This window comes from Amycolatopsis sp. NPDC031561 (assembly GCF_055580625.1).
Genome location: NZ_JBVILA010000043.1, coordinates 20,182 through 42,500 on the forward strand (window position 1 = coordinate 20,182; position 22,319 = coordinate 42,500).

22 protein-coding genes and 2 pseudogenes are annotated in these 22,319 nt (G+C 67.7%); 15 read left to right on the forward strand and 9 right to left on the reverse strand.

Going from position 1 to position 22,319, the window contains the following annotated elements; translation table 11 throughout:
• Positions 1 to 44 precede the first annotated feature (44 nt).
• Positions 45 to 830 carry a helix-turn-helix transcriptional regulator gene (locus tag ACZ5IK_RS43320; RefSeq protein WP_465493053.1) on the reverse strand — a complete coding sequence of 262 codons (786 nt, stop codon included), beginning with the start codon at positions 828 to 830 and terminating at the stop codon, positions 45 to 47.
• A 145-nt stretch (positions 831 to 975) separates the two neighbouring features.
• On the opposite strand from ACZ5IK_RS43320, the gene ACZ5IK_RS43325 reads away from it, so the two are divergent.
• On the forward strand, positions 976 to 1,452 hold the full coding sequence (locus ACZ5IK_RS43325) for a nuclear transport factor 2 family protein (protein ID WP_465493054.1): 477 nt from the start codon (positions 976 to 978) through the stop codon (positions 1,450 to 1,452).
• Positions 1,453 to 1,736: 284 nt separating this feature from the next.
• On the opposite strand, the gene ACZ5IK_RS43330 is transcribed toward ACZ5IK_RS43325, so the two are convergent.
• The gene (locus ACZ5IK_RS43330) at positions 1,737 to 2,579 is read right to left on the reverse strand and encodes a helix-turn-helix transcriptional regulator (RefSeq protein ID WP_465493055.1); all 843 of its coding nucleotides are present in this window, start codon (positions 2,577 to 2,579) and stop codon (positions 1,737 to 1,739) included.
• A 101-nt stretch (positions 2,580 to 2,680) separates the two neighbouring features.
• Here ACZ5IK_RS43330 and ACZ5IK_RS43335 point away from each other — a divergent pair, with 101 nt between their 5' ends.
• From ACZ5IK_RS43335 to ACZ5IK_RS43345, 3 genes are read left to right on the forward strand one after another with little or no spacing between them, the layout of a single operon-like run.
• A complete protein-coding gene (locus ACZ5IK_RS43335; RefSeq protein ID WP_465493056.1) occupies positions 2,681 to 2,956 on the forward strand; it encodes an Atu4866 domain-containing protein in 276 nt (91 codons plus the stop codon).
• Positions 2,953 to 3,726, forward strand: a complete 774-nt coding sequence (locus tag ACZ5IK_RS43340; RefSeq protein ID WP_465493057.1) for an SDR family NAD(P)-dependent oxidoreductase — start codon at positions 2,953 to 2,955, stop codon at positions 3,724 to 3,726. Before ACZ5IK_RS43335 ends, ACZ5IK_RS43340 begins: the two co-directional genes overlap by 4 nt.
• 35 nt (positions 3,727 to 3,761) lie before the next feature.
• Entirely contained in the window at positions 3,762 to 4,418 is a 657-nt protein-coding gene (locus ACZ5IK_RS43345; protein ID WP_465493058.1) for an SDR family NAD(P)-dependent oxidoreductase, read from the forward strand.
• A gap of 897 nt (positions 4,419 to 5,315) precedes the next feature.
• Here ACZ5IK_RS43345 and ACZ5IK_RS43350 read toward each other — a convergent pair.
• The gene (locus ACZ5IK_RS43350; RefSeq protein WP_465493059.1) at positions 5,316 to 5,885 is read right to left on the reverse strand and encodes a hypothetical protein; all 570 of its coding nucleotides are present in this window, start codon (positions 5,883 to 5,885) and stop codon (positions 5,316 to 5,318) included.
• Between the two features lie 41 nt (positions 5,886 to 5,926).
• Between ACZ5IK_RS43350 and ACZ5IK_RS43355 the strand changes: the two genes are divergently transcribed.
• From ACZ5IK_RS43355 to ACZ5IK_RS43375, 5 genes are all read left to right on the forward strand, one after another.
• Positions 5,927 to 6,439, forward strand: coding sequence for a DNA glycosylase AlkZ-like family protein (locus tag ACZ5IK_RS43355; RefSeq protein WP_465493060.1), 513 nt, complete (start codon positions 5,927 to 5,929; stop codon positions 6,437 to 6,439).
• Positions 6,440 to 6,772: 333 nt separating this feature from the next.
• Positions 6,773 to 7,084 carry an ArsR/SmtB family transcription factor gene (locus tag ACZ5IK_RS43360; protein ID WP_465493061.1) on the forward strand — a complete coding sequence of 104 codons (312 nt, stop codon included), beginning with the start codon at positions 6,773 to 6,775 and terminating at the stop codon, positions 7,082 to 7,084.
• A gap of 3 nt (positions 7,085 to 7,087) precedes the next feature.
• On the forward strand, positions 7,088 to 7,969 hold the full coding sequence (locus ACZ5IK_RS43365; RefSeq protein ID WP_465493062.1) for an SRPBCC domain-containing protein: 882 nt from the start codon (positions 7,088 to 7,090) through the stop codon (positions 7,967 to 7,969).
• 159 nt (positions 7,970 to 8,128) lie between these two features.
• Positions 8,129 to 8,953, forward strand: coding sequence for an alpha/beta fold hydrolase (locus ACZ5IK_RS43370; RefSeq protein WP_465493063.1), 825 nt, complete (start codon positions 8,129 to 8,131; stop codon positions 8,951 to 8,953).
• Entirely contained in the window at positions 8,950 to 9,390 is a 441-nt protein-coding gene (locus tag ACZ5IK_RS43375) for a GbsR/MarR family transcriptional regulator (RefSeq protein ID WP_465493064.1), read from the forward strand. Before ACZ5IK_RS43370 ends, ACZ5IK_RS43375 begins: the two co-directional genes overlap by 4 nt.
• Before the next feature lie 293 nt (positions 9,391 to 9,683).
• Here the strand turns inward: ACZ5IK_RS43375 and ACZ5IK_RS43380 are convergent, their stop codons facing one another.
• Genes ACZ5IK_RS43380 through ACZ5IK_RS43390 form a run of 3 tightly spaced genes read right to left on the reverse strand, consistent with a single transcriptional unit; the run spans position 9,684 to position 15,455 of the window.
• Complete coding sequence (locus ACZ5IK_RS43380) at positions 9,684 to 11,123, reverse strand: short-chain fatty acid transporter (RefSeq protein ID WP_465493065.1); 1,440 nt, start codon at positions 11,121 to 11,123, stop codon at positions 9,684 to 9,686.
• Positions 11,124 to 11,140: 17 nt separating this feature from the next.
• The gene (lhpI, locus tag ACZ5IK_RS43385) at positions 11,141 to 12,082 is read right to left on the reverse strand and encodes a bifunctional Delta(1)-pyrroline-2-carboxylate/Delta(1)-piperideine-2-carboxylate reductase (protein ID WP_465493066.1); all 942 of its coding nucleotides are present in this window, start codon (positions 12,080 to 12,082) and stop codon (positions 11,141 to 11,143) included.
• A gap of 16 nt (positions 12,083 to 12,098) precedes the next feature.
• Positions 12,099 to 15,455, reverse strand: a complete 3,357-nt coding sequence (locus tag ACZ5IK_RS43390; RefSeq protein WP_465493067.1) for a molybdopterin-dependent oxidoreductase — start codon at positions 15,453 to 15,455, stop codon at positions 12,099 to 12,101.
• Between the two features lie 105 nt (positions 15,456 to 15,560).
• Here ACZ5IK_RS43390 and ACZ5IK_RS43395 point away from each other — a divergent pair, with 105 nt between their 5' ends.
• Both ACZ5IK_RS43395 and ACZ5IK_RS43400 read left to right on the forward strand, forming a co-directional pair.
• A complete protein-coding gene (locus ACZ5IK_RS43395) occupies positions 15,561 to 16,217 on the forward strand; it encodes a GntR family transcriptional regulator (RefSeq protein ID WP_465493068.1) in 657 nt (218 codons plus the stop codon).
• A gap of 431 nt (positions 16,218 to 16,648) precedes the next feature.
• The gene (locus ACZ5IK_RS43400; protein ID WP_465493069.1) at positions 16,649 to 16,975 is read left to right on the forward strand and encodes a flavoprotein; all 327 of its coding nucleotides are present in this window, start codon (positions 16,649 to 16,651) and stop codon (positions 16,973 to 16,975) included.
• Positions 16,976 to 17,549: 574 nt separating this feature from the next.
• Here the strand turns inward: ACZ5IK_RS43400 and ACZ5IK_RS43405 are convergent.
• Positions 17,550 to 17,678: a hypothetical protein gene (locus ACZ5IK_RS43405; protein WP_465493070.1), complete on the reverse strand. Its 129-nt coding sequence runs from the start codon at positions 17,676 to 17,678 to the stop codon at positions 17,550 to 17,552.
• On the reverse strand, positions 17,675 to 17,959 hold the full coding sequence (locus ACZ5IK_RS43410) for a hypothetical protein (protein WP_465493071.1): 285 nt from the start codon (positions 17,957 to 17,959) through the stop codon (positions 17,675 to 17,677). The genes ACZ5IK_RS43405 and ACZ5IK_RS43410 overlap by 4 nt, the downstream gene beginning before the upstream one ends.
• Before the next feature lie 113 nt (positions 17,960 to 18,072).
• Here ACZ5IK_RS43410 and ACZ5IK_RS43415 point away from each other — a divergent pair, with 113 nt between their 5' ends.
• On the forward strand, positions 18,073 to 18,618 hold the full coding sequence (locus ACZ5IK_RS43415) for an FCD domain-containing protein (RefSeq protein ID WP_465493072.1): 546 nt from the start codon (positions 18,073 to 18,075) through the stop codon (positions 18,616 to 18,618).
• A gap of 184 nt (positions 18,619 to 18,802) precedes the next feature.
• On the opposite strand, the gene ACZ5IK_RS43420 is transcribed toward ACZ5IK_RS43415, so the two are convergent.
• A complete protein-coding gene (locus ACZ5IK_RS43420) occupies positions 18,803 to 18,934 on the reverse strand; it encodes a hypothetical protein (protein ID WP_465493073.1) in 132 nt (43 codons plus the stop codon).
• Positions 18,935 to 19,212: 278 nt separating this feature from the next.
• On the opposite strand from ACZ5IK_RS43420, the pseudogene ACZ5IK_RS43425 reads away from it, so the two are divergent.
• From ACZ5IK_RS43425 to ACZ5IK_RS43435, 3 genes and pseudogenes are all read left to right on the forward strand, one after another.
• Positions 19,213 to 20,753 (forward strand): annotated as a pseudogene (locus ACZ5IK_RS43425) (FAD-dependent oxidoreductase).
• A gap of 271 nt (positions 20,754 to 21,024) precedes the next feature.
• On the forward strand, positions 21,025 to 21,972 hold the full coding sequence (locus ACZ5IK_RS43430; protein ID WP_465493074.1) for a cold-shock protein: 948 nt from the start codon (positions 21,025 to 21,027) through the stop codon (positions 21,970 to 21,972).
• A gap of 27 nt (positions 21,973 to 21,999) precedes the next feature.
• Positions 22,000 to 22,123 (forward strand): annotated as a pseudogene (locus ACZ5IK_RS43435) (IS3-like element ISAar45 family transposase); the annotation flags it as partial.
• Between the last annotated feature and the right edge of the window lie 196 nt (positions 22,124 to 22,319).

Sequence of the window (22,319 nt, forward strand, 5' to 3'; positions counted from 1 at the left end):
CGCGCTCATGCCGAGACGCGGAAGTCGGACAGCTGGTGGACGTGTTATCGGCCGTGGTCGGCTGTGTCGCGCTCGTGGAGCAGGATTTGGGGGTTGAGGGCGGCCAGGGCGGTGGGGGTGAGTCCGAACATGCCGCGGAAGGTGCCGGTGAGATGTGATGGCGAGGCGAATCCCGCGTCGGCGGCGGCGCGGGTGAAATCGTGGCCGTTGGCGAAGGCCTCGGCCACGCGCAGTATCCGTGCCCACTGCACGTAGCGGCGGAAGCTGGTGCCGGTCTGGTCGGAGAACTTCCGCAGGAAGTGTGACCTGGACAGCCCCGCCTCGCGGGCGGCAGCCTCGGCGCGCTGCGGGCACGCCGGGTCGGCCCGGATTCGGGCCGCCGCGCGGGCGATCCGCGCGTCGCCGGTGCCCACCACGGGGATGCTGGCCGCCGCCAGCACTTGCTCGAAGTCCACCTCGTCCCGGGTGGCCAGGTCGATCAGGTCCGCCTCGTGGCGGTGGCCGGTGCAAAAAGCGTCGGTGACGCGCCGCATACCGCCCAGGCATCGGGACATCCGCGCCGAGGTCGGGTCGAAGTAGCAGAACAGCATCCGGCCCGCACCGTCGCGGAACTCGTACCGGACCCTGGCGCGGAACAGGAAACTGCGGACGGTCAGGTCCGGCACCCCGTCGGCCCGGACGGTGAAGGGCGCGTCGAGGCCGACGCCCAGACAGGCGATCGCCGAGGAGTGGGGGCCAAGGCGCAGCAGAGGGCCAAGGTAGACGGCGTGCCCGAGCCGAAGCCACAACCGTACGGGAGCGCACGTTTGTGGAAGTGCCGGAGCGGTCATGTGATCAAGAATAAGCGCCACGCGACGGAGCACCGCCGCTTGTGGTGGAGGACAGCATCTGTCCGGTCGCGTCGTGACAATTCTTGCCACCTCTCGAACACCATGCCTGACAACCAAGACCAGCCCGCACGGAAGAGACGGCCACATGCAAGAGCCCGAGCAGTTCGTCGCGAACTTCATCGACTTCTGGAACGACCCTTCTCCCCAGCGGATGCCAGAGATCTTGCACCCGGACATCGTGTTGACCCAGCCCCTGGCCGTACCGATGCAGGGGATCGCGGCCGCACAGGAAGAGTTCCGGCGGATCTGGCGCTTGCTGCCCGACCTGCGCGCACAAGTGGACCGGTGGCGAGGCGACTCGGATCTGATGTTCATCGAACTCCGGCTGCGCGCTCACGTCAGGGGCGAACTGATCGAATGGCCGAACATCGACCGGTTCGTCTTGCGCGACGGCAAAGCGATCGAGCGCATGACCTACTTCGACCCTCTGCCGCTTCTGCCGACGCTACTCAAACATCCCTCGCTATGGCGACGTTGGTGGACATCCGGAGCGGCGCGACCGTGGCACACCGGGCATCGAATTGCCGACTACAGCGGCCGGGCCAACACAGCCGAGAACTGAACTTCCAATTTCGTACTGGACTACCCGGCGCCGATTCCGGATCCGCCGACACGCATGGTCCGGCAACCATCCTCTTCTGCCGCTGATCGTGCGTCTCTGCAAACGCCCGCACATGCCGAATAGCGGACGTGCCGCTCACGCAGGGGGTGGCTGGCCAAGCGCCGAGCCGGCCTTCTCCGGATATGTGGGGGCAACCGGGGGCCAGGGCGTGGCTTCGAACGGGGGCTGCGCTGAGGCTGGTGTCGTCTGGTTACTGGGGTGGCTCTTTGGGGCCGTTTTGCGAGTTAGGTGTCGACCGTGCGCGCGTGGTGTGTGGTGGCGTGGAGGCTGCTGAGCAGTGCGAGGGTGTGGGCGCTGGGTGTGGCGGGTTCGGCGTGGTAGATGATCAGTTGTTGGCCGGGGGCGCTGCGCACGTCGAATGCCTGGTAGGTGAGGGTGAGCGGGCCGACGTCGGGGTGCACGAGGTGTTTGGGTTCGCGTGTCTTGCCGCGCACCTGGTGGGTTTCCCACAAGGTGCGGAAGTGCGCGCTGCCTTCGTTGAGTTCGGCCACGAGGCGCCGCAGGCCAGGATCATGTGGGTCGAAGCCCGCGGCTACCCGCAGGTTCGCCACGGTGGCCTGTGCGGTCCAGTCCCAGCGTGCGTAGAACTGTCGTCCTGCGGGGTCGAGGAAGGTCATGCGGGCGAGGTTGTCCACCGCGCGGAATGGTGAGAACAGCGCGTCGGCGAGGGTGTTGGCGGCCAGGACGTCCAGGATGCGGTTGAGCACGAAGGCGGGGGTGTGCGGGTAGCCGTCCATGAGTTGCCGCAGTTCGGGGCTCACGGCCTGGGGCGCAGGCGTGGGTGTGTTGTCCGGTGTGGTGCCCGCGAGCCGGTACAGGTGCTCGCGGGCGTCGGGGTCGAGATCCAGCGTGCGGCAGAGGGCGTCGAGCACTTGCGGTGACGGGTGGGTCTCGCGGCCCTGTTCCAGGCGGGTGTAGTAGTCGGCGTTCACCCCGGCGAGCACGGCGACTTCTTCGCGGCGCAGGCCGGGCACCCGGCGCCTGCCGGAGTAGAGCACGCCCGCGTCTTCGGGAGATCGTTGTGCGCGGCGCGCTCGCAGGAACGCCCCCAGTTCACCACTGGCCATGGCATCAGGGTAGGTCGCTGGCCGCCCGGTTGGGTGGGTGCGGCACACCCAGTCACCACACGTCCTGCCATCGCCTGTCGCCGTCGTCGACGCTGGGCGGTATGACGAGCGATATCGACGTGGTCGGCATGTGGGTCACCGCGGACGGGCACATCCGGCAAGAACTGCGCGCCGACGGGCGCTACGACGAAGCGCGCGGCGAACGGCGCAGCGCCTACACCGGTCGCTACGCGGTGACCGGGAACCACCTCGACTACGTGGACGACACCGGCTTCACCGCGACGGGCGACATCCGCGACGGCGTGCTCTACCACGAGCATCTCGTCCTCTATCGCGAGTCCGCCGCTGCCGATCACCAAGGGCAGGCACGGCGATGAGCGTGCCACCCACCGACGGCGAGTTCGTGGGCCATGAGCTGGAGGGCAAGGTCGCGCTGGTCACCGGTGCCGCCCGCGGGGTCGGTGCGGCCACGGTCGCCTGGCTGCACGCCCGCGGCGCGCGTGTGCTGGCCACCGACCTCCGCCCCGAGGTGGACGATCTCGCCACCCGGTTCAACGGTGTGTCCACCCTGATCGGCGATGTGTCCCGGGAAGACACCGCGGTGCGGTCGATCGCCGCGGCGATCGACCGGTTCGGCAGCGTGGACATCCTGGTCAGCAACGCCGGTCGATCGGTGAACAAGCCGATCACCGAGACCACCGCGGCCGACTGGGACGAGCTGATGTCGATCAACGCCCGCGGGGCGTTCCTGCACGCCCGGGAGGCGTTCCGGGCGATGCGCGAACACGGCGGGGGTGTGATCGTCACTGTCGGGTCGTTCGCCTGCACCGTCGGGCTGGTCGAAGCCGCGGGCTACAGCGCGTCCAAGGGAGCGCTGGCGCAGCTGACCAAGGTGCTGGCGCTGGAGGGCGGCCCGCACGGCATCCGCGCCAACGTCGTCGCCCCCGGTGTGATCGAGACCGACATGCTCGACAACTTCCGCGCCGACAGCCGGGAGTATCTGCGCTCCTTCGGCGCCGCCCACCCCTTGGGCCGGGTCGCGCAGCCCGAAGAGATCGCCGAGGTGATCGGTTTCCTGGCCTCGCCCCGCTCCAGCTTCATCACCGGCGCGGTCATCGCCACCGACGGCGGCTACACCGCCGCCTGACTCCCAACAACCACGACGAGAGAAAAGAGCACGTCATGCCCGGACGCCTCGCAGGCAAGGTCGCGTTGATCACGGGCGCGACCGGCGGCATCGGTCGAGCAACCGCGGAACTGTTCGCCCGCGAAGGAGCAGGCCTGGTCGTCACCGACATCGCCCAGGACACCACGGACGAGCTCGCCGCGCGCCTGAAAGCCGAGGGCACCGATGTGCTGTCGGTCAGGTTGGATGTCTCATCGCCGGAGAACTGGAGCGAGGCGATCGAGCTCACCCGGCGGTACTTCGGCCGCCTTGACGTCTTGGTCAACATCGCCGGTGTCGTGGACTGGCCCGGTATCGAGGAGACCACAAAGGACGGCTGGGACCGGGTGGTCGCGGTCAACCAGACCGGCACCTGGCTCGGAATGAAGACCGCCATGCCCCTGCTGCGTGTCTCCGGCAACGCCTCCGTCATCAACACCTCCTCAGTGCTCGGCCTGGTCGGCAGCGGCGCCGCCGCCGCGTACCAAGCGACCAAGGGAGCAGTGCGGCTGCTGACCAAGACCGCCGCCGTCGAATACGCCACCCGCGGAGTCCGGGTCAACTCGGTGCACGCGCCCATCCCGCCGGACCTCAGCCCAGCGTGTCGGGCCGGAAACACCGATCTTGGAACAGTCCCGTTCGACGACGTCGGTGCGGACTTGACTCCGAGGTGATCGGCGGTGTCATGGTGTCGAAGGCCATGTCGGCGCGAAGCGGTGGAGACTTGCCAGCCGTGAAGGCCTCGTGCAGCTGGGCGGTGGATATCGCGATGCAGGGTGTGACGGGAATGTCTTGATCGTTTTTTTTGGGGGGGGCGATTCCGGCTGTGCAGGCGGGGATGCCGTGCCGGTGAGCGGGGCGGGCGTGGTGGTCCTGCTGGCGGCAACGCGCTGCCGAATGGACGGGCACGTCGTCTCCGATTGGGCTCCGGTGCCCACGTAGAGCCCGATACAAGCCGACATACAGCGGCACTCGGCCCCGGCTTAACTAGGCGTTGACCTGAACAAACCGGCAGAATTTAGCATCCGACGTCACTGGCTGGCATGCCGGAGCTGCGGTCTCATAATCCCTTGGCCGTCGGTTCGAGCCCGACCCGGCCCACAACATCAACATCGCTGCCGACCTGCGGGGATGTTGGCCCTTCGGCGGCGATTTCGCCTCGACGTTGATCGCGACTGGGCTCCGTTATGTCTCCGTTTGTTCCGGTGTGCTCATAGGTGGAGGAGTGCTCTGCGGAGCCGCTTGTTGGCGTAGCAGCGTTTCTGCTTCCTCGTCACGACGGCTGCGGTGGGGATCTGCGGTCGTGGACGCGTGCGTTGCTTGTCGATACCTGCTCACGAAGTGGTCAGCTCTGGATTGACGTCATTGCCGGAGACTCGTCTGACGCCTTCGCCTGCGACTGTGGGTAGTCGGCTTCGGCGGTGCGTGTCGTCTTGCGCGAATCTCTGAGTCACTTAAATGACAGCTTTCTGATCTGCGAGTACAGCATTCGTGACCCCCTCACTGCCAGTGAGGTGCGCAGGGGCTTTCTACCTGCGGGAACGGAGAAACCGCAGGAAAAGCGCTGTGGTTCAGCGCTGCTGGATGCACTTTAAGACCGTTCGGAACCCCCTCGTGCCCCAGTTTTGCCCCAGGGAAATTCGTGTGAATGATGACAGGCGATGTCGGGAGCGCGCGGCAACTGCGCGGAAAGGGGGTGGCTCCACGTCGAAGGGGAGGGAACGCGGAGCCACCACGAGAATCTTGGCACGATTGGGCGGCGAGCACCGGGTTGATGGCCTCCACTGGCCGGTAGTGCGACCTCCGCGTCGGGGCCGGTCAGCGCGGAGACGAACTTGGTGAATGTCGGGGGGAAGTCTCTCAGGTGCCTCGAAATCGGACTCGGTGGCGTGGGTGTCGTAGTTCAGGCCGATCGCGACGATCTGCCGCGGGGCCGGCGACGGTGAGCCCAGCTGCGTGCGGGTGAAGGCGACGCCGGGTTCGGTGGGCGGCTGTCGTGCCCAGGCCCGGAAGCCGTCCCAGTTCTCGTAAACGGACACGAGGCCGGGGCCGAACTTGCCACCCGACGCGGTTTCGACGTCGATTCCGGTGTCGTCGGCGGTCATCAGGACCGCGCGTCCGTCCACATTGGCCAGTTTCATGGTTTCACTTTTCCGGGATTCGGCCTGGACCAGCCGACGGTGTGCTGTCAATGCCGATGGCGGCGCGCGAGCTGATCTGGCGTTACCTCGCAGCGTTCGGGCCGGCCACCGTCGCCGACGCCCGGACCTGGTCCGGGGTGAGCGGACTGCGTGAGGTCTTCGAGCAGCTGCGGCCGGAACTGCGGACATACACCGACGAAGCGGGGCGCGAGCTGTTCGACCTGCCGGACCACGAGATCCCGTCGCCGGAACTGCCCGCGCCTGTCCGGCTCCTCGCGGAGTTCGACGCGACCCTGCCCGCCCACGCCGACCGCACGCGCGTGATGACCGAGCCGATCCTGCGTCAGGTCTGCCAGGGCGCCGCGGTCGCGGCCATTGTGCTCGTCGACGGCACGGTGGCCGCGACCTGGACGAAGGACCGCACAGGTGTGCTCACCGTCGTACCGCTGCGCTCGATCGCCGCCACCGACCGAGAAGCCATCGAAGCCGAAGCCCTGCGGTTACTGGAGTTCGCCGCTCCCGGCGCCGTTCACGACGTCAGGTTCAGTGAATAGCCCACAGTCATGTGCGGTGCAGTGCGGCACTGCACCGCAGTATCGGACGCGTGACGCTTGCGGTGAGGGCGCATTCGAGGCATGTGGCTGGTCAGCGTGACAGCCGGGTTAAATGTGGATGACCGCCCGGGTGGAGGATGTCGCCCAGAGCCGTACGGGCTTCGACTTGCTGACTCGCCGAGCTCGCCGTAGTCGAGTCTCGGTCTGCGGTGGAGCTCGACCCGCACAGGTGGACCACGGACGTGGCCATCCGCCTGAACAACTGAACCGCCGCGTCGAGCCGCGTGGCGGGCGCACCGAGCACTTATATGCTTCTTCGGCTATATTGCTTTCATGGCATCTACCTTCGTCGTGCTGGCGGATCCGAGTCGCCGGGAGATCCTCGACCTGCTGCGTGAACGCGAGCAGCCGGTCGGCGACCTCGTCGACCGGCTGACGCTGACCCAGCCGACCGTGTCGAAGCACCTCAAGGTGCTGCGCGAGGCTGGCCTGGTCGAGGTGCGCACGGACGCCCAGCGCCGCTGGTACCGCGTCAACCCGCGCCCGCTGGCGGAGATCGAGGCCTGGCTCGCGCCCTACCGCGCGATGTGGGAGAAGAGCCTGGACGCGCTCGAACACCGACTCGACGAGATCGAAGGGGACTGACCCGTGGACGCGGAACTGCAGATGATCGAGGGCAAACCTGTGCTGCGCTTCGAGCGCCGGCTGCGGCACTCGCCGGAGAAGGTCTGGCGAGTGGTCACCGAACCGGCCGAGATGAAGCACTGGTTCCCGGCCGAGGTCACGATCGACGGTCGCACCCTGCGCTTCACCTTCCCGGACGCCGCCCCGGTCGATGCCGACGGCGGCGAGGGCGAACTGCTCGAGTCCGACCCGCCGAAGGTCTTCGCCTTCCGCTGGGCGAACGACGTGCTGCGCTTCGAGATCCTCCCTCAGGCCGACGGCTGCCTGCTGGTGTTCACCGCCGTGGTCTCGTCGAAGCTCTCCGCCGGCCGCGAGGTCCCCGGCTGGATCACTTGCCTGGACGCCCTGGTCGCCCACGCCGACGGCACCGAGTTCGAGCCACCCACCGAGTGGCTCTCGCGCATCGAGCACTACATCGCGAAGTTCGGCCTCGATGAGGGCACCGACAACCCCGACGGCATCCACTTCACCCGCGACCTCGCCTGGACCCCGCTCGACGACATCTGGGCCCTCCTCACCGAAGGCGCCACCGACACCGTTCCCACCCGTGCCGCCCACCCCGGCATCACCCCGGGCAAGCTCACCCGCTCCGAAGCACCCCACCTGCTGGAGTACGAGTGGCTCCAGGACGGGATCCCGCGGGGCGTCGTGCGCTGGGAGTTCCAACACGAACGTCTGCAGGGCACCACCGTGACCCTTTTCCAAGAAAACGCACACGGCCCCGAAGCCCTCGCCGCCTGGCACGTGCACATGGAACTCTTCTTCGCCGCCACCCAAGGCGACATCCGCTGCCCCTGGCCCACCGCCCGAGAGGAGGAGCTCGCCAAGCGCTACGCCGACCAGTGATCACCCGGCCTGCCGACACCGCTGATCAGCATCCGCTCCTTGCGGTTGCCGACCAGCCGCTGGGTCCAGTCGATGCTCCAGCGTGCTCACGCCAGCGCACGGCGGGGGACTCCAGGGTCAGTTTTCGGCCCGGCACGCCATGTAGTCTATATATAGAATATGGTGAATTTGGATCGGGTGCTCACTCGCGACGGTGGGGTTCTGCGGTACTGCGATCTGGCGGGGGCCGGGCGTCCTGTCGTCTTCACGCACGGCGCCGGGATGGACCACCGGATGTTCGACGCGCAGGCACTGGCCCTGAACGAGGCTGGTCACCGGGTGGTCAGCTGGGATCAGCGGGGCCATGGCGAGTCGAGCCTCGCGCCGGGTGTCCGGTTCACCGCGGAGAGCGCGCTCGACGATCTGAGTGCCCTCCTCGATCACCTCGGTCTCGACCGTCCGGTCCTCGTCGGGCACTCGCTCGGCGGGAACCTCGCGCAGGCACTCGTCCGCCGCTTTCCCGCGCGCGTGTCCGGTCTCGTCGTCGTGGACTCGGCGTGGAACACCGGTCCGCTCACCGCGGTCGAGCGGTTCTCGCTGAAACTCGTCGCTCCGGCGCTCGCCCTCATCCCCGCTTCGCGGCTCCCGGGTCTCATGGCCAGGGCCTCGGCCGTGACTCCGGAAGGGATCGCCGAGTCCGAGGCGACGTTCGCGAACATGCCCAAACAGGTCTTCCTCGACGTCTGGCGGGCCACGGTGTCGTTCGTCGCCCCGGAACCGGGCTACCGCACTCCCGTGCCACTGGGCCTCATCCGCGGCGACCGCGACCGCACCGGCAACATCGCGGTGGCGATGCCTCGCTGGGCGCGGGCCGAAGGCATGACCGAGCACGTCGTTCCCGATGCCGGACACGTGGTCACCCTCGACGCGGCGGACGCGGTGAGCACGGCGATCCGGGACATCATCAACGGCTGGGACGCGACGATCGAGGAGCGCCCGGTATGACCGCGGCCGACGACCGGGCCGCGTTCGCCACGGCGATGGGCGATTTCCTCGCGTCGTGGAACCTGCCCCGGGCGACGGGCCGGGTCTACGGGCGGCTTCTGCTCAACGCGGGTCCCGTGTCGCTGGACGAACTCGGCGAGGCACTCGGCCTCAGCAAGGGAGCGGTGAGCGTGGCCGTCCGCGAGCTGGTCTCCTGGGGGCTCGCCAGGACCATCCCGCAGCCGGGTAGTCGCCGGCTGCTCGTCGAGGTGGTGGGCGGGTTCGAGCAGCTCCTCGCGGCCAGTCACGAGCGGACGCGGGCCTTCGTCCGGGTGCTCCGGACCGGAACGACGAGTGCGGAGGACGAACGCGCCCAGTCCCGGCTCGCGGAGGTCGCGGACTTCTTCGAGTCCTATGTGGACGCAGGAGAGCAGATGCTGCGAAACAGGCGTTCGTAACGCGGCACCCGACCCGACGTACGCACGCTTCCCCCGGCGAAGTGTCATGACGACAAACCTTGGTCACGGTCGTCGAGGACCTGGGTGCCCACTCGAAGAATGCGGGAGTCAGCGGCAGGTGTTAGGCCTTGTGACGCAGCAAAAAGCGGGGGCCGTAGTAGTCGACGGTGAGACCAGTCTGCTGGCGCTAGGGCATGGTGTCCTCCGTGCGGGGGCGTGGAAGAGCCCTTGAGTCGAGGGTTCTCGTACGACGTGCTCGAAACGCTGTCCAGGGTCATGACTGTGCCTCCGCGTCAGGGCAGGATGGGCGGGTGGTAGGGCAAGGTCGCCGACAGCAACGTCAGCAGTCCGAGCACGATCGGGAACAACGCGATGAGGTAGACGAACGTGTAGCCGACGATGTCGCGTGCCTTGAGGGAAAGAACCCCGAGTAAGGGCAACATCCAGAAGGGATTGATCAGATTGGGCAGGGCCTCGCTGGCGTTGTAGATCTGGACCGTCCAGCCGAGGTTCACGTGCGCGTCGTTCGCGGCCTGCATCACGTACGGCGCCTCGATGATCCATTTACCGCCGCCTGAGGGGATCACGAAGCCGAGCACCACCGAGTAGACGCCGATCAACAGCGGAAACGTGGTGTCGTTGCCCGCGGAGGTGAAGAGCGCGGCGAGGTGATGGGAGATCGACGTGCCGGCACTGTCGGTAGCCTTGGTCATGATCGCGGCGATACCGGCGTAGAACGGGAACTGGATGAGGACACCGCCGGTGGCGGGGACTGCTTTGGTGACCGCCGCAAGGAATCGGCGGGGGCGCCAGTGCAGCAGCAGCCCGAGTGTGAGGAAGAGCAGGTTGTAGGTGTTGAGGCCGGAGATCGCGACGATGGGGTCGTTGTCGGCGAACTCCTGAACGGCCCAGCCGCCGACCAGGGCGACGACGACGATCGTCAGCAGCGGGCTGTACTCGAGCCATTCGCCGGGGCGTGACCGCGGAGTGTCGTCCTCGACGGGATCACGCGGGTCGATGCCCAGATCCGCCGCGGTGCGAGCGGCCGACGCGCGAGGAGCCGTCAGGAACGCGACGATCACGCACACGACCACGACGACCGCGGCGAGCAGGAGGGACTGCCAGGTGAAGATGGTCTCTCGGAAGGGGATGACGCCGGTGACCGGGAGCAGCGATTTGGGGATGCTGGCGGGGTTGGCCTGGAGTTGCGCGGCGGAGGAGCTGAGGCCGAGTGCCCAGCTCCCGCCGAGGCCGAGATAGGCGGCGGCGGACGCGGCCCGATAGTCCATGCGCAGGTCGTGTCGCTCCGCGAGCCGCCGCACCAGAAGCGCGCTGAAGATGAGGCTGAACCCCCAGTTCAGGAGCGCTGAGAGCAGGCTGACCGCGGCGACCATGGCGATGGCCGCGCGCGGGTTGCCGGGGACGCGGGCGAGCCGGGTGATGGCTTTGCGGACCGGCCCGGCGGTGGCGACGACGTAACCGCCGATGGCGACCATGGCCATCTGCATGGTGAAGGGGATCAGATCCCAGAATCCGTCCCCGAACACGGTCGCGACCTTGGCGGGTGACGAACCGATCCCCATCGCGGCGACTGCGACTACCGCGACGGTGAGCAGTGCGAAGACGAGTGTGTTGGGGAACCATTTTTCAGACCAGGCCGCACTGCGGGTGGCGATGCGTGCCAGACGGCCGTGGGGCGGCTCGGTGATGAATGGTGAATCGGGCGATGTCATGCGGAGCTCCCGGTGGGTCAGCCGGCCTGCTGGACACGGCCGCGATGGACGAGGGCTGCGGCCGCCAAGTCGGCCAATGCCGTTCCCACTGCCTTGAACACGGTGATCTGGTGGTCGTCCCTGCGGCCGAGTGCTTCCCGTCGGCAGAGCTGCGGGAGGGTGGCCGCGACGGCATCGCGGGTGATGATGCCGTCGAGGAGGGGCTGGGTGAGGTCGCCGGACTCGTCGAGTGCGATCTCGCTGTCGATGTACAGCGTTCCGCGGGTCAGGCAGGTGTCGTCGGCTTCGCGCATGTCCTGGCGGAAGCTGCCGACGAGGTCGAGATGCGTGCCGGGGGTCAGCAGCTCGCCTCGGATGATCGGGCTGGTGGCGAGTGTGGCGCACGAGATCACGTCGGCCCGGGGGATCGCCGTGTCGAGGTCGTCGGCGACATGAGCATCCACATCGGACTCCCGGAGCCTGGTGACCAGTGCGGCGGCGGCTTCGCGACGCTGGTCGTGCACGAGGACGGTGCGGATGCCGAGTACGGCCGCGTGGGCCTCGGCGGCGAGCGATCCGACGTGGCCGGCGCCGACCACGAGGTGGACGCGGCTGTCCGGGCGAGCGAGGTAGGAGGAGGCGAGTGCCGCGGTGGCGACCGTGCGCCGACGGGTCAGTTCGTTCCCGTCGATGACCCCGAGGTGTTCCCCGGTGTCCGCGCTGGCGAGAACGTAGGCCGAGGACAGCGCGGGGCGGCCCTTTGCGCTGTTTTCGGGGAAGACGTTCACCAGCTTGACTCCGAGCAAGCCGCCTGAGCGCCAGGAAGGCATCAGCAGCAACGTGGAGCCCGCCGTCTTGTCGATCTGGTGGTGATGGCGTGGGGGCGTGGTTGCCCCGCGGGCAAGACCCTCGCGCAGGGCGGGAATCAGCGCGCCGAACGGCAATGCGGCGGCGGTTTCCTCGGCGGAGACGGTGTACACGGTGGTCCTTTCTCGTTCACGCGTCGAGCACAAGGTCTGATGTCGGCACGGATTGGCAGGTGAGGCAGTGGTCGTCCGGGAGATCCTCGGATGGCGTGACGAGATGCGAGACCGTCCCGTCGAGCACGGGGACCGAACAGCTCTCGCACTGGCCGACGCGGCAGCCGCTCGGCATCGAGATGCCGCTCTTCTCGGCCAGTTGCAGCAGTGTGCCGTCGGACTTGGCCCAGGTGACCTCGCGTCCGGTGCGGGCGAACGTCACGATCGCGGTGGCGTCGTCGGGAATCCGTATCGGCGCGGGTCGCGCGTGGAACTTCTCACTGAAGACGTCGAACCGCGGGACTCCTCGCGCGACGAGCCCGGCGGTCACCTCGTCGAGCATGGTCTCGGGTCCGCACAGGTAGAAGCGCGCACGCTTGCGGATCAGTGCGGCATCGACACTTCCGGCCGAAATCCGCCCACGTGCGTCATAGCGGTCTTCCGGGGCGGGCCGGCTGTAGTGGTCGACGACGTGGACTGTGGGGAGTGCCGCGGTGAGTGCGGCGAGCCGTTCGCGGAACGCGTGGTTCGCGCTGTCCCGGTTGCCGTAGTGAAGGACGACCTCTGGTGCGGTCGCAGGCAGCTCGGTGAGGGTTTCGAGGTAGCTCAGGAACGGGGTGATGCCGATGCCGGCGGCCAGGAGCACGATCGGTCGCGTATGGCTGAGTGGGATGGCGAAGCCCCCGGATGGTGGAGTCACCAGCACCCTTTCGCCGGGACGCAGCCGCTCGTGGACAGTCGGTGAGAAGTGGCCGCCGTCGACCCGTCGTACTGCGAGCGCGTACGTGGTTCGTACTCCCGTCGCGGTCCCGATGAGGGAGTAGCTACGGGTGAGGCCGGGATCATCACGCCACGCGACCGTCACGTGCTGCCCGGCGCGGAACGACGGCAGCGGGCCGTCATCGGCGGGACGCAGTTCGACGGACATGATCTCGTCCGTTTCGTAGGCGGTGTTCTCGACCACGAATTCACGCTGAGCCGTCCAGGGCGCGGGCTCGTCCGCTTGGACGTCGCAGAAAGTCGAGCGCAGGCCCACGGAGCCGCTGATCGGGTCGCGTGCCTCGTCGCCGATCAGCAGGTTGTAGTTGGTGCCGCCGTCGTCGAGTGGGTTCGAGCCCGGCAAGGCCAGGTCGGGCGCGGGTTGCCACCAGCCGTATTCGGCGACGACGACGTCGCGGTGAAGCGCCGGGTCGATCCGCGCCCGCATCCGGATGGTGGCTCGCGAGGTCGTGATGCTGATCCATTGCCCGTCCACGATCCCGCGGTCGTGGGCGAGCTCGGTGCTCAGCTCGACGGTCGGTTCGGGGAAACGCTTCCGTAGCGAAGAAATCCCGTGGTGCTGGCTGTGGCAGAAGTAGCCGTTCTTGGCGCAGGTGAGCACGAGCGGATACCGGGAATCGGGTGCGGGTGGGTGCGCGTCCGGAACGGGTGACTGCCCGTACTCGGCGAGCCGTTCGGAATACAGTTCGACCCGGCGCGTGGGCGTGGCGAACCCTGCCACGGAGCCGTCCTCCGATTCCTCGGCGTACTTGCGGTGGCGGGTCCTCAGTGGCAGGTCGATTCCGCCGGGCGAGCGACGGAGTTCTTCGACGGTGACGCCGAGCGGGCCGAGCTGGTGGTTCCAGCCGTCCTCGACGTGGCCGCCGAAGAAGTCGGCCTCGAATCCAAGCCGTACCGCCAGGTCGAAGACGACTTCGGTGTCCGAACGCGATTCGCCGACAGGGGCGGTCATCTGTGGTCGCAGCTGGACTCGTTCCTGGGCGGCGCGAGTGATCTCGAAGCCAACTTTGATCGCCTCGTGTTCCCAAGGCGTCTGCACAGGGAGAAGAAGGTCCGCGAACCGCGAGGTGGGGTTCTCGAAAAGGTCGAGGTGAACGCCGAAGTCCAGGCTGCGCAACGCTTCCGCGGTCCGCCGTGGATCAGGTTGGGACAGCAGGAGATTTCCGCCGAACGAAACCAGTGCGCGTACCGGGTAGGGCTCGCCTTCGAGGACCGCGTGACAGAAGTCGCGTGCGTTGGTCCAGCCTTGTGCCGGCGGGCCCAGCGGGAACCGGTCCAGCCCCAGGGCCTTGGCTCGTTGCGGCTCGCCGAGCTGATCGGGCGAGGTCACCGGGTTGACGGGAAGCTTGGGCAGGATCACGTTACCGCCCGGGACATCGAAGCTGCCGGTGAGCGCGTAGAGCGTGGCGATCGCTCGCTCGGTTTGCGTGGCGTTCGTATGCTGGCCGACGCCGGACCACGCGGCGTAAGAAACCGACTGAGCAGTGGCCAGTTCCGCGGCGAAGGCTTCGATGGCGGCCGGGTCGATCGTGGTCACGGCCGCGGTCCGGTCCAGCGACCAGGCGCTGCACGCCTGGGCGTAGTGGTCGAACGCCGGCACGCAGTCCACCGGCCCTGTCCGGGTGGTTACTCGTCGACGTCCCGTCAGAGCGAAACGCTCCGGTTGGGAGGCCGCCTGCGTGGTATCGAACGGTTCGGGTCGTCCCGCCAGTTCGTCCCAAACCACGTAGCCGGACAGCTCGGGATCGATGTCCTTCGCTTGGAGGAACCTGCCGGTGTCGATCCGGACCAGCAGCGGTCCGTTGGTCCACGTTCGCACGAACGCCTCGTCGTGACCTCGCGTGGAGAGCAACTGCCCGGCGACTCCGAGAGCGAGGGCGCCGTCGGTCCCGGGCCGAACCCGCAGCCAATGATCGGCTTGGAGCGCGCTCGTGGACCGTCGAGGGTCGATCACGACGAGTTTCGCCCCTCGGGCGCGTGCTTCAGCCAACGCCGCGGATTGAGCCAACCAGGACTTCGCCGGGTTGTGACCCCACAGGACAGCGAGATCGGTACTCGCGTAGTCCGGGACCGGCAGTCCGCTGCCGAACGTGAAGGCGTGCGCGAAGTCCTTGTGCCAGTTGCAGATCTCAGTCGAGTACAGCGTGTTCGGGCTGCCGAAGCGCCGGATGAACCGTTCCACCCAGTCGATCGAATCCGACATCGGTGTTCCGCTGGGGGAGGTCACCGAGAAGGCGACCGCCTCGGCCCCATCGCGTGCCCGGATCGTGCCCAGCCTTTCGGCTACCTCGGTCATGGCTTCCTCCCAACCGGTCTCTCGCCAGCGCGGATCGGGATCGGATTTGGGGGTGGTCCGCCGCAGAGGACTGCGCAAGCGTTCGGTGGAGTGCACGAGTTCGGGAGCCGCCCTGCCTTTGGGGCAAAGGGCGGCCCCGGTGGGGTGGGCGGGATCTGGCCGGGCACTGACGAGCAAGCCGTTGTCGACCGTGTAGACCGCACCGCACCGCGAGCGGCACAACGTGCAGTAACCCCGCAGGTCAGACGCCTTTGCCATAAGTTACTCCTTAGTAACCGGCTACCGGTTACCGTTCACCGGTAACGAGTAAGATGCGCCAAGAGGATGCGGAAGTCAAGATCCGTGGAAGGAAGGGGGTGGGTCTTGACGGAGAACGGAGCGGTTCGCCTGCAGCACACGAGCCTGCGGGACCAGGTTCTGGAGGTGGTTCGGCAGGCGATGGTGTCCGGCGAAATCCGGCCGGGTGACATCTACTCCGCGGCCGCGCTGGCGACGCGACTGGGCGTGTCCAGCAGTCCGGTGCGGGAAGCGTTGTTGACGCTGGTGAACCAGGGGCTGATGGAACCCGTGCGGAACCGGGGCTACCGGGTCGTCGCGATGGAGGAGCAAGACCTCGACGAGATCTACGAGATGCGTCAGCTCCTCGAGGTGCCAGGCACGTTGTCCGCGGCGGCGAAGGCGGGTCCGGCGGACCTTGACCGCCTCGGCGACCTGGCCGGAGAAATCGAGCGCGCCGCTCGCGAGGGTGATGTCGCCAGCTTCCTTGAAACGGACAGGCGGTTCCACCTGGCCCTTCTCTCGCTCGCGGGCAACCGCCGACTGCTGGAAAGTATCGCCAACCTGCGCGACCAGACCCGGCTGTACGGCCTGGAGAAGCTGGCGGAAAGCGGCCGGCTCACCGGAGCGGCCAGTGAACATCGGGAGATCCTCGCCGCGATCGCGGCGAGGGACTGGGACGCCTTGGAGAACCTGATGCACACCCACTTGCGGCACACCCGCGCTGACTGGGCCGCCGGGTGACGCACGTGTGGCCTGCCGAACGAAGCCGGCACGTCAGGCGGATCATGGTCAGGTCTTGGACGAGCAGTTCAGGCCCATGTGCTCCCTGACTGTTTCGAACCCCAGACTGACGTAGGTGCGGCGCCGAGCGTCGTCGACGACGTGATCATGTGATGCTGCGGGTCGGCCGCGCTACTGGTCATCTTCGTCCCGCTGTCGCTCCGCGCCTACACGCAAAGAGGACGCTGACCCCTCCAGGCCTCCGCAGACAGCATCGTCCTGGGCAGTGCAGTACAAAGATCTGCTGCACCTCTTCGTGGATGTTTTGCGCCGTTCTGCCTGAATGGCACTCCTCCGAAAGACGTCAGACATTCCGGTAGGGGCGGACCCAGATACGCCAGACATCCGCCACGGGATGACCTAGGAGCCCGAGAAGTTCGCTACGGGGCATCATGCTCGGCACCGCAGCCCTTGTTCTGGTCGCGCCACTGACCTTCAACTCGATGAACAAGTGGGCAGCGGGTATCAGCGACACGTTCGCGTTGGGTGTGCTCAACGAGATGCTCGGCGCCGAAATCCCCATCGTCGCCGCCCCGTGTGTCAAACCGCCCTTCGTAGCACGGTCAAGTCCGATGTGGATAGATGACTGGATATCTCGTAGCGACATAGGACACCCTTTTCGGGGGTGCACAACGTTGCCCGCTGCCCATCTTGTACCGATGGGCCATCATTGTCGTGAACCCATACGCGATTGCGAGCGGCAACGGCACGTGTGCTGACGATGTGGTGCGTCGTATTGGGTTTGCTTGCCTGGTACGACCGCGTTTCTCCGTGACAACCGACCGCACTCGGTGTCGTGGCAGCCCCTACAAGGTATCGGCCGAGAAGGTCGGTCAACAGGCGACCATCGCCGTGGGATCCGTCGCCGACGCGCTGTTGTTCGACGCCAACCCCCACGCGGAAATCGCCCACCTGAGCGACCGTTCCCACCACATCGGGACGTTGCAGGCTGGGCGACCGAACTAGGATGAGCACCTCGCGCGCTGACTTGCCGACGTCCGCTCATGCAGATGAGCGTGAGATCGCTTGGCGGTCGCTGGTTTGGGTTATGCGGGGTGGGCCGCCTGATCCGGCAGGTGTGGTCCGGCCGCGTGCTCCGAAGCTGATCGCTCTTGTCTTGCTCCATGAGACCGGTCTTCGGGTCGTCTACCCGGCTGGCGGGCAGTGTGGCCGACGCCGAGGGTGTCACCCGAGATGTGTGCTACTCGAGGTCTCGGCGATCTGTCCGTTGTGGACGGTTCACGGGCCTGGTTCGTAGTTCTTCTGTCCTGTGGCGGGATGGCAGTTCGTCCGCTACCAGGTCGCCGGGAGCTGGTAGCGGCCGTAGATGTTCGCGTCGTCGAAGAACGTCAGGATCACCGCCGTCCGCGTCACCTTCGACCCGCGCGGAATCCCCGCCGCGGGCTGATCAAAACAGCTCACGGCCGCAGCGGGCCGAGATAGAGGTACCGGTCAGCCGGGATCGTGGTGCTCCGCGTCCAGGCCTTGAAGAAGTCGTCGAGGTCCACTCCTGACACCCGTTTGGCCAGCTGTTCGAACTCCGGCCACGAGGCATTGCCGCCCCAGTGCAGGTTCTGCCAGATGGGCAGCACCCGGAAGAACGCGTCATCGCCGATACTGCGGCGCAGTGCGTGCAGCATCAGCGGCCCGGTCCGGTACACCGCGGACAGGTAGGTGTCTGCGCCGGGATCGTAGAGCGGCACCTTCCAGAAGTTCGGCTTGTCCCTGTTGGCGGAGATGAGCTCGCGGTACTGAGCGTCCAGGTCCTTGCCTTCTTTGGCCTCGCTCCACAGCCACTGTCGCCGAAGGGTTGGTGGTGGCCAGGCCGCGTCAGGGTTACCTGGTCCGGCCGCTGTCCCATCAGGATCTGGCCGAACTGACACAGGCGCGGGCGGAGATCGAGTCCCTCGTATTGGGGCTGTCGGTGCGGGAAGGCGACACCCGCTGGGAGGCCGATGCCGTTGCCGCGCACCACTTTCTGGAACGCGCGCCGTATCGCGACCCGGCCGATTTTGGCCACCTGTCCGACGAGTGGTCGCAGGCACACGCGGCCTTCCACCACGCGCTGCTGGTCGGCTGCCGCAACCAGCGGCTGCTCGACGCGGCACGGTCGTTGCGGCAGGAGGCCGAGCTGTACCGGCAGTGGTCGGTGTCCCTCGGCAACGAACCCGGCCGCGACGTCGCCGCCGAGCATCGAGCACTACTCGACGCCGTTCTCGCGCGCGACGCCGATCACGCGCAGGAACTGCTGCGTGACCACATCGCGCACGCCGCCCGGCTGTTGATCAGCTGTGCGCCCGATCAACTCAACCAGGTCGGGGGAGAAACGGCCTCGCGGTCCTCGGTGACGAACACTTCGTGAATCACCTCATGCTCGCTGCACTAGGTCGCCGTCCATCCGGTTGGGAGGGTGCTGCACACCCGGCCACCACACGTCCTGTCATTGCCTGTCCCGGTTGCCGACGCTGGTCGGTATGACAGGCGATATCGATGTGACAGACATGTGGGGTCACCGCGGACGGGCATATCCAGCAGGAGTCCGGCGGTTAACGCCGTCGGCGTTTCCGAATCTTGAAGGCCAGCACGCCCACCACGGCGAGGACAGCCACGGTCAGCCACACCGCGGTGGGCACACCGAACAACAGGCCAGTGGCACTCAGCAGGGATCCGATCAACATGGGTGATGCTCCTTCGATGGTCACTATCGCGACGGCATGACCGTTGATGACGACGCTACGAACACCACCCCGGGCGTGTCGTCGGTTCACGGGAGTAACCGCGGTGGAGATTTCCCAGGCAGATCTCCACCCCATCTCCACCTCCAGCACCAGGACACCCTGCCTGGAAACCGGCTAGCGTCACCGCCGATCGCCTCAGTGACCGCACGGATCAGGGAGGGTGTGATGGCGAGCATGTATGCCGCATCGGCGTCGGCAGTGCGCCAGGACGGGGACCGATGACCGACGTCCTGATCGCGGGCGCCGGACCCACCGGGCTCACGCTGGCCATCGAGCTGGCCCGCCGGGGCGTCGACGTGCGCATCGTCGACCGAGCAGGCGAGCACTTCCCCGGTTCGCGCGGCAAGGGGCTCACCGCACGCACCCAGGAGGTGCTGGACGACCTCGGTGTCGCCGACGAGGTGCTGCACTACGGGTTCCGGCACCTGCCACACCGGCGGTACCTCGACGGCGACCTGGTTGCCGAGACCGACCCGCACGCCCAGCGGGCACCCACACCGGATCGGCCCTACGAGGGCGGGCTGCTGATCCCGCAGTGGCGGATCGAGCGGATCCTGCGCGCGCGGCTCGCCGAGGACGGCGTGCGGGTGGAACTGGCCGCAGGCGTCGCCGGGTTCAGCCAGTCCGCGAACGGTGTGCATGCGGTGCTGGGCACCGGCGAGCGGGTGGCCGCGCGCTACCTGGTCGGCTGCGACGGCGGCCGCAGCACCGTACGCAAGGCACTCGGCGTGCGCTTCGAGGGCGAGAACAAGGAGCAGGCCATGCTGCTCGGGGACGTCGAGCTCAGCGGGCTCGAACCGGACGCCTGGTACCAGTGGACCGTCCGCCGGCGCGGGTTCCTGGCCCTGTGCCCGTTCCGCCACGAGCGGTCCTGGCAACTGCAGGCCGTACCGTTCAGCGACTTCGGCGCGGAGGGCAGCCTTCCCGAACCCTCGCTGCCGTACTTCCGCCGGATCGTGGACGATCTCGCCGGCGGGCACGGCATCCGGCTCTCGAAGGCAACCTGGCTGTCCACGTACCGGGTGAACGTGCGGATGGCCGACCGGTTCAGGGTGGGCCGGGTGCTGCTGGCCGGCGACGCGGCGCACGTGCATCCGCCGGCCGGCGGCCTCGGCATGAACACCGGCGTCCAGGACGCGTACAACCTCGGCTGGAAGCTCGCCATGGTGTGTTCCGGCGCGCGGCAGTCGCTGCTGGACAGCTACCAGGAGGAGCGGCTCCCGGTCGCCTCGTGGACGCTCGGCGTGAGTGCCGAGGGGCTGCGCAGGGTCGCGGAGCGGTTCGTCAACGGTGGCAGCACGGACATCGTGGACGGCGCACCCCGGACGGCCAGCAGCTCGGGCTCGGCTACCCGGCCAGCTCGCTGTCCGTCGACGGCGACGGCGGGAATGGACCGCACGCCGGTGATCGTGCGCCCGACGCGCCCTGCGTGGACAGCTCCGGTAAGTCACGGCGGCTGTTCGACGTCTTCCGCGGCCCGCATTTCACCCTGCTCGGCTTCGGCGAGTCCTGCGCCGGTCCACTGCAGGACGTCGGCATCGCCCACAGTGGACGCGTCAAGCCGGTGTCGGTCGGCGCGCCGGGCAGCGGTGCCGATCTGGTGGACGTCGAGGGGCACGCGCGGACCGCGTACGGCGTCACCGAGGACACCCTCGTCCTGGTGCGGCCTGATGGCTACCTCGCGCTGCGCGCACCCGGCGCGAGCAGGACCGCCGTGCGGGACTACCTGGACCGGGTCGGCATCAGCCGGGGCGCTTGACCGCCGAGACGTCGACTTTTGATCCGAGGGAATCTGCAACTCATCGGCGTTGACGGGCTCGTACGGCTGCCGGGGGTTGGACGGCGTGCTCCAGATTCGCTCCAGCTACTGAACAGTGACTTAGACCTGGTCTCAAAACTCGGCGTGTCGCTAGGTGAACCATGGCCCGCCCCTGGCTCCGCACCGCCCGCCTGAGGACCCGGCCCGACGGACCGGAGGTCTGTCAGAGAGACTGGGGGCCAGTACCCGCCCTCTCGACCTGGAGTCTTTTATGCCGCAAGGGACCGTCCGTTGGTTCGACGCCGAACGGGGTTTCGGCTTCCTCGCGCCCGAGGACGGCTCGCCGGACGTGTTCGTGCACGCCTCCGAGATCGTCGGGGACGGCGGCGCGAAAGTGCTCCGCGAGGGTCAGGCCGTCGTGTTCGAGGTCGGCGAGAACGACCGCGGGCCCCAGGCGCTGCGCGTTCGCGTCACCGCCGATGCGGCCACCGGCAGCGCCGTGGGCCTGCTCGGCACCGTCAACTGGTACGAGCCGGGCAAGGGGTACGGCTTCGCGTCGCCGGACGGCGGCGGCGCCGACATCTTCGTGCACAGCTCCGCCATCGTGACCGGCGGCGTGGTCACCGAGGGGCAGCGGGTGGCCTTCCTGATCGTCGAAGGCGAGCGCGGCCCGCAGGCCGAGCACGTGATCCCGCTGGGAGCAGGGGCCGGCTCACCCGCTGCGGCTGGTATCTCGGACGGTGCCGACGGCACGGTGGCCTGGTACGACGAGGACAAGGGCTTCGGCTTCATCAACCCCGACTCCGGCGCCGGGGACGTCTTCGTTCACGCCCGGGCCCTGGCCGAGGGGCTGACGTGGCTCGCGGAGGGCGACCGCGTCGCCTACGAGGTGGCTAGTGGAGACAAGGGCCCGCAGGCCCGCGACGTGCACCTGGTCCGGGGCGCCGAGCCCCAGACGGCGCCGCAGCGGTCGGCACCTGCCGCGGCCGCAGGGCCGGCGGCGCGGGACGTGCCCGTACGAGGCGGCGAGGGCGTCATCGCGCGCTACGACGACGACCGCGGCTTCGGCTTCATCACCCCGGACGCAGGCGGCGACGATCTCTTCGCTCACGCGTCCGTGATCATGGGATCGGAGCCGCTGCAGAAGGGTGACCGGGTCCGGTACACGGTGCGTCAGAGCGACCGGGGCCCGCAGGCCGACCGCATCGAACGCCTCTGACGAGGCGGCCCCACCGGAGGGAACCTCAACGACCTGGTGCGCCGGGACTTCACCGCTGACGCACCGAACGTGAAGTGGTTGACCAGAAATCACCGAACACCACGCCGCCCAAGGCAAACTCTATCTGTGCGCGATCAAGGACCGTTACTCCACTTATTGAGGGGTAAGTCAAATGTGGCGGGGGCAGGCTCCCCCGGGAGACCTGAGGAGCCTTGACTGTCCTTAAGGGACACTTTTCACGGTGCAGTTGCCCGGTTTGGGCGCTTTGCGTGCTTCGTGACGGGGGGTCGTGAGTGGCAAAGAGGGTTAGAACCAGCATTGCCACTCACGACCCCCGTCGCAAAGCG

Bases quoted from the DNA above. Each gene is read 5' to 3' on its own strand.
- ACZ5IK_RS43370 (WP_465493063.1), top strand. From the start codon at position 8,129: ATGGTGAATTTGGATCGGGTGCTCACTCGCGACGGTGGGGTTCTGCGG.
- ACZ5IK_RS43325 (WP_465493054.1), top strand. From the start codon at position 976: ATGCAAGAGCCCGAGCAGTTCGTCGCGAACTTCATCGACTTCTGGAAC.
- ACZ5IK_RS43430 (WP_465493074.1), top strand. From the start codon at position 21,025: ATGCCGCAAGGGACCGTCCGTTGGTTCGACGCCGAACGGGGTTTCGGC.
- ACZ5IK_RS43375 (WP_465493064.1), top strand. From the start codon at position 8,950: ATGACCGCGGCCGACGACCGGGCCGCGTTCGCCACGGCGATGGGCGAT.
- ACZ5IK_RS43360 (WP_465493061.1), top strand. From the start codon at position 6,773: ATGGCATCTACCTTCGTCGTGCTGGCGGATCCGAGTCGCCGGGAGATC.
- ACZ5IK_RS43390 (WP_465493067.1), bottom strand. From the start codon at position 15,455: ATGGCAAAGGCGTCTGACCTGCGGGGTTACTGCACGTTGTGCCGCTCG.
- ACZ5IK_RS43400 (WP_465493069.1), top strand. From the start codon at position 16,649: ATGCTCGGCACCGCAGCCCTTGTTCTGGTCGCGCCACTGACCTTCAAC.
- ACZ5IK_RS43330 (WP_465493055.1), bottom strand. From the start codon at position 2,579: ATGGCCAGTGGTGAACTGGGGGCGTTCCTGCGAGCGCGCCGCGCACAA.
- ACZ5IK_RS43420 (WP_465493073.1), bottom strand. From the start codon at position 18,934: ATGTTGATCGGATCCCTGCTGAGTGCCACTGGCCTGTTGTTCGGTGTG.
- ACZ5IK_RS43320 (WP_465493053.1), bottom strand. From the start codon at position 830: ATGACCGCTCCGGCACTTCCACAAACGTGCGCTCCCGTACGGTTGTGG.
- ACZ5IK_RS43345 (WP_465493058.1), top strand. From the start codon at position 3,762: ATGCCCGGACGCCTCGCAGGCAAGGTCGCGTTGATCACGGGCGCGACC.
- ACZ5IK_RS43335 (WP_465493056.1), top strand. From the start codon at position 2,681: ATGACGAGCGATATCGACGTGGTCGGCATGTGGGTCACCGCGGACGGG.
- ACZ5IK_RS43350 (WP_465493059.1), bottom strand. From the start codon at position 5,885: ATGAAACTGGCCAATGTGGACGGACGCGCGGTCCTGATGACCGCCGAC.
- ACZ5IK_RS43340 (WP_465493057.1), top strand. From the start codon at position 2,953: ATGAGCGTGCCACCCACCGACGGCGAGTTCGTGGGCCATGAGCTGGAG.
- ACZ5IK_RS43380 (WP_465493065.1), bottom strand. From the start codon at position 11,123: ATGACATCGCCCGATTCACCATTCATCACCGAGCCGCCCCACGGCCGT.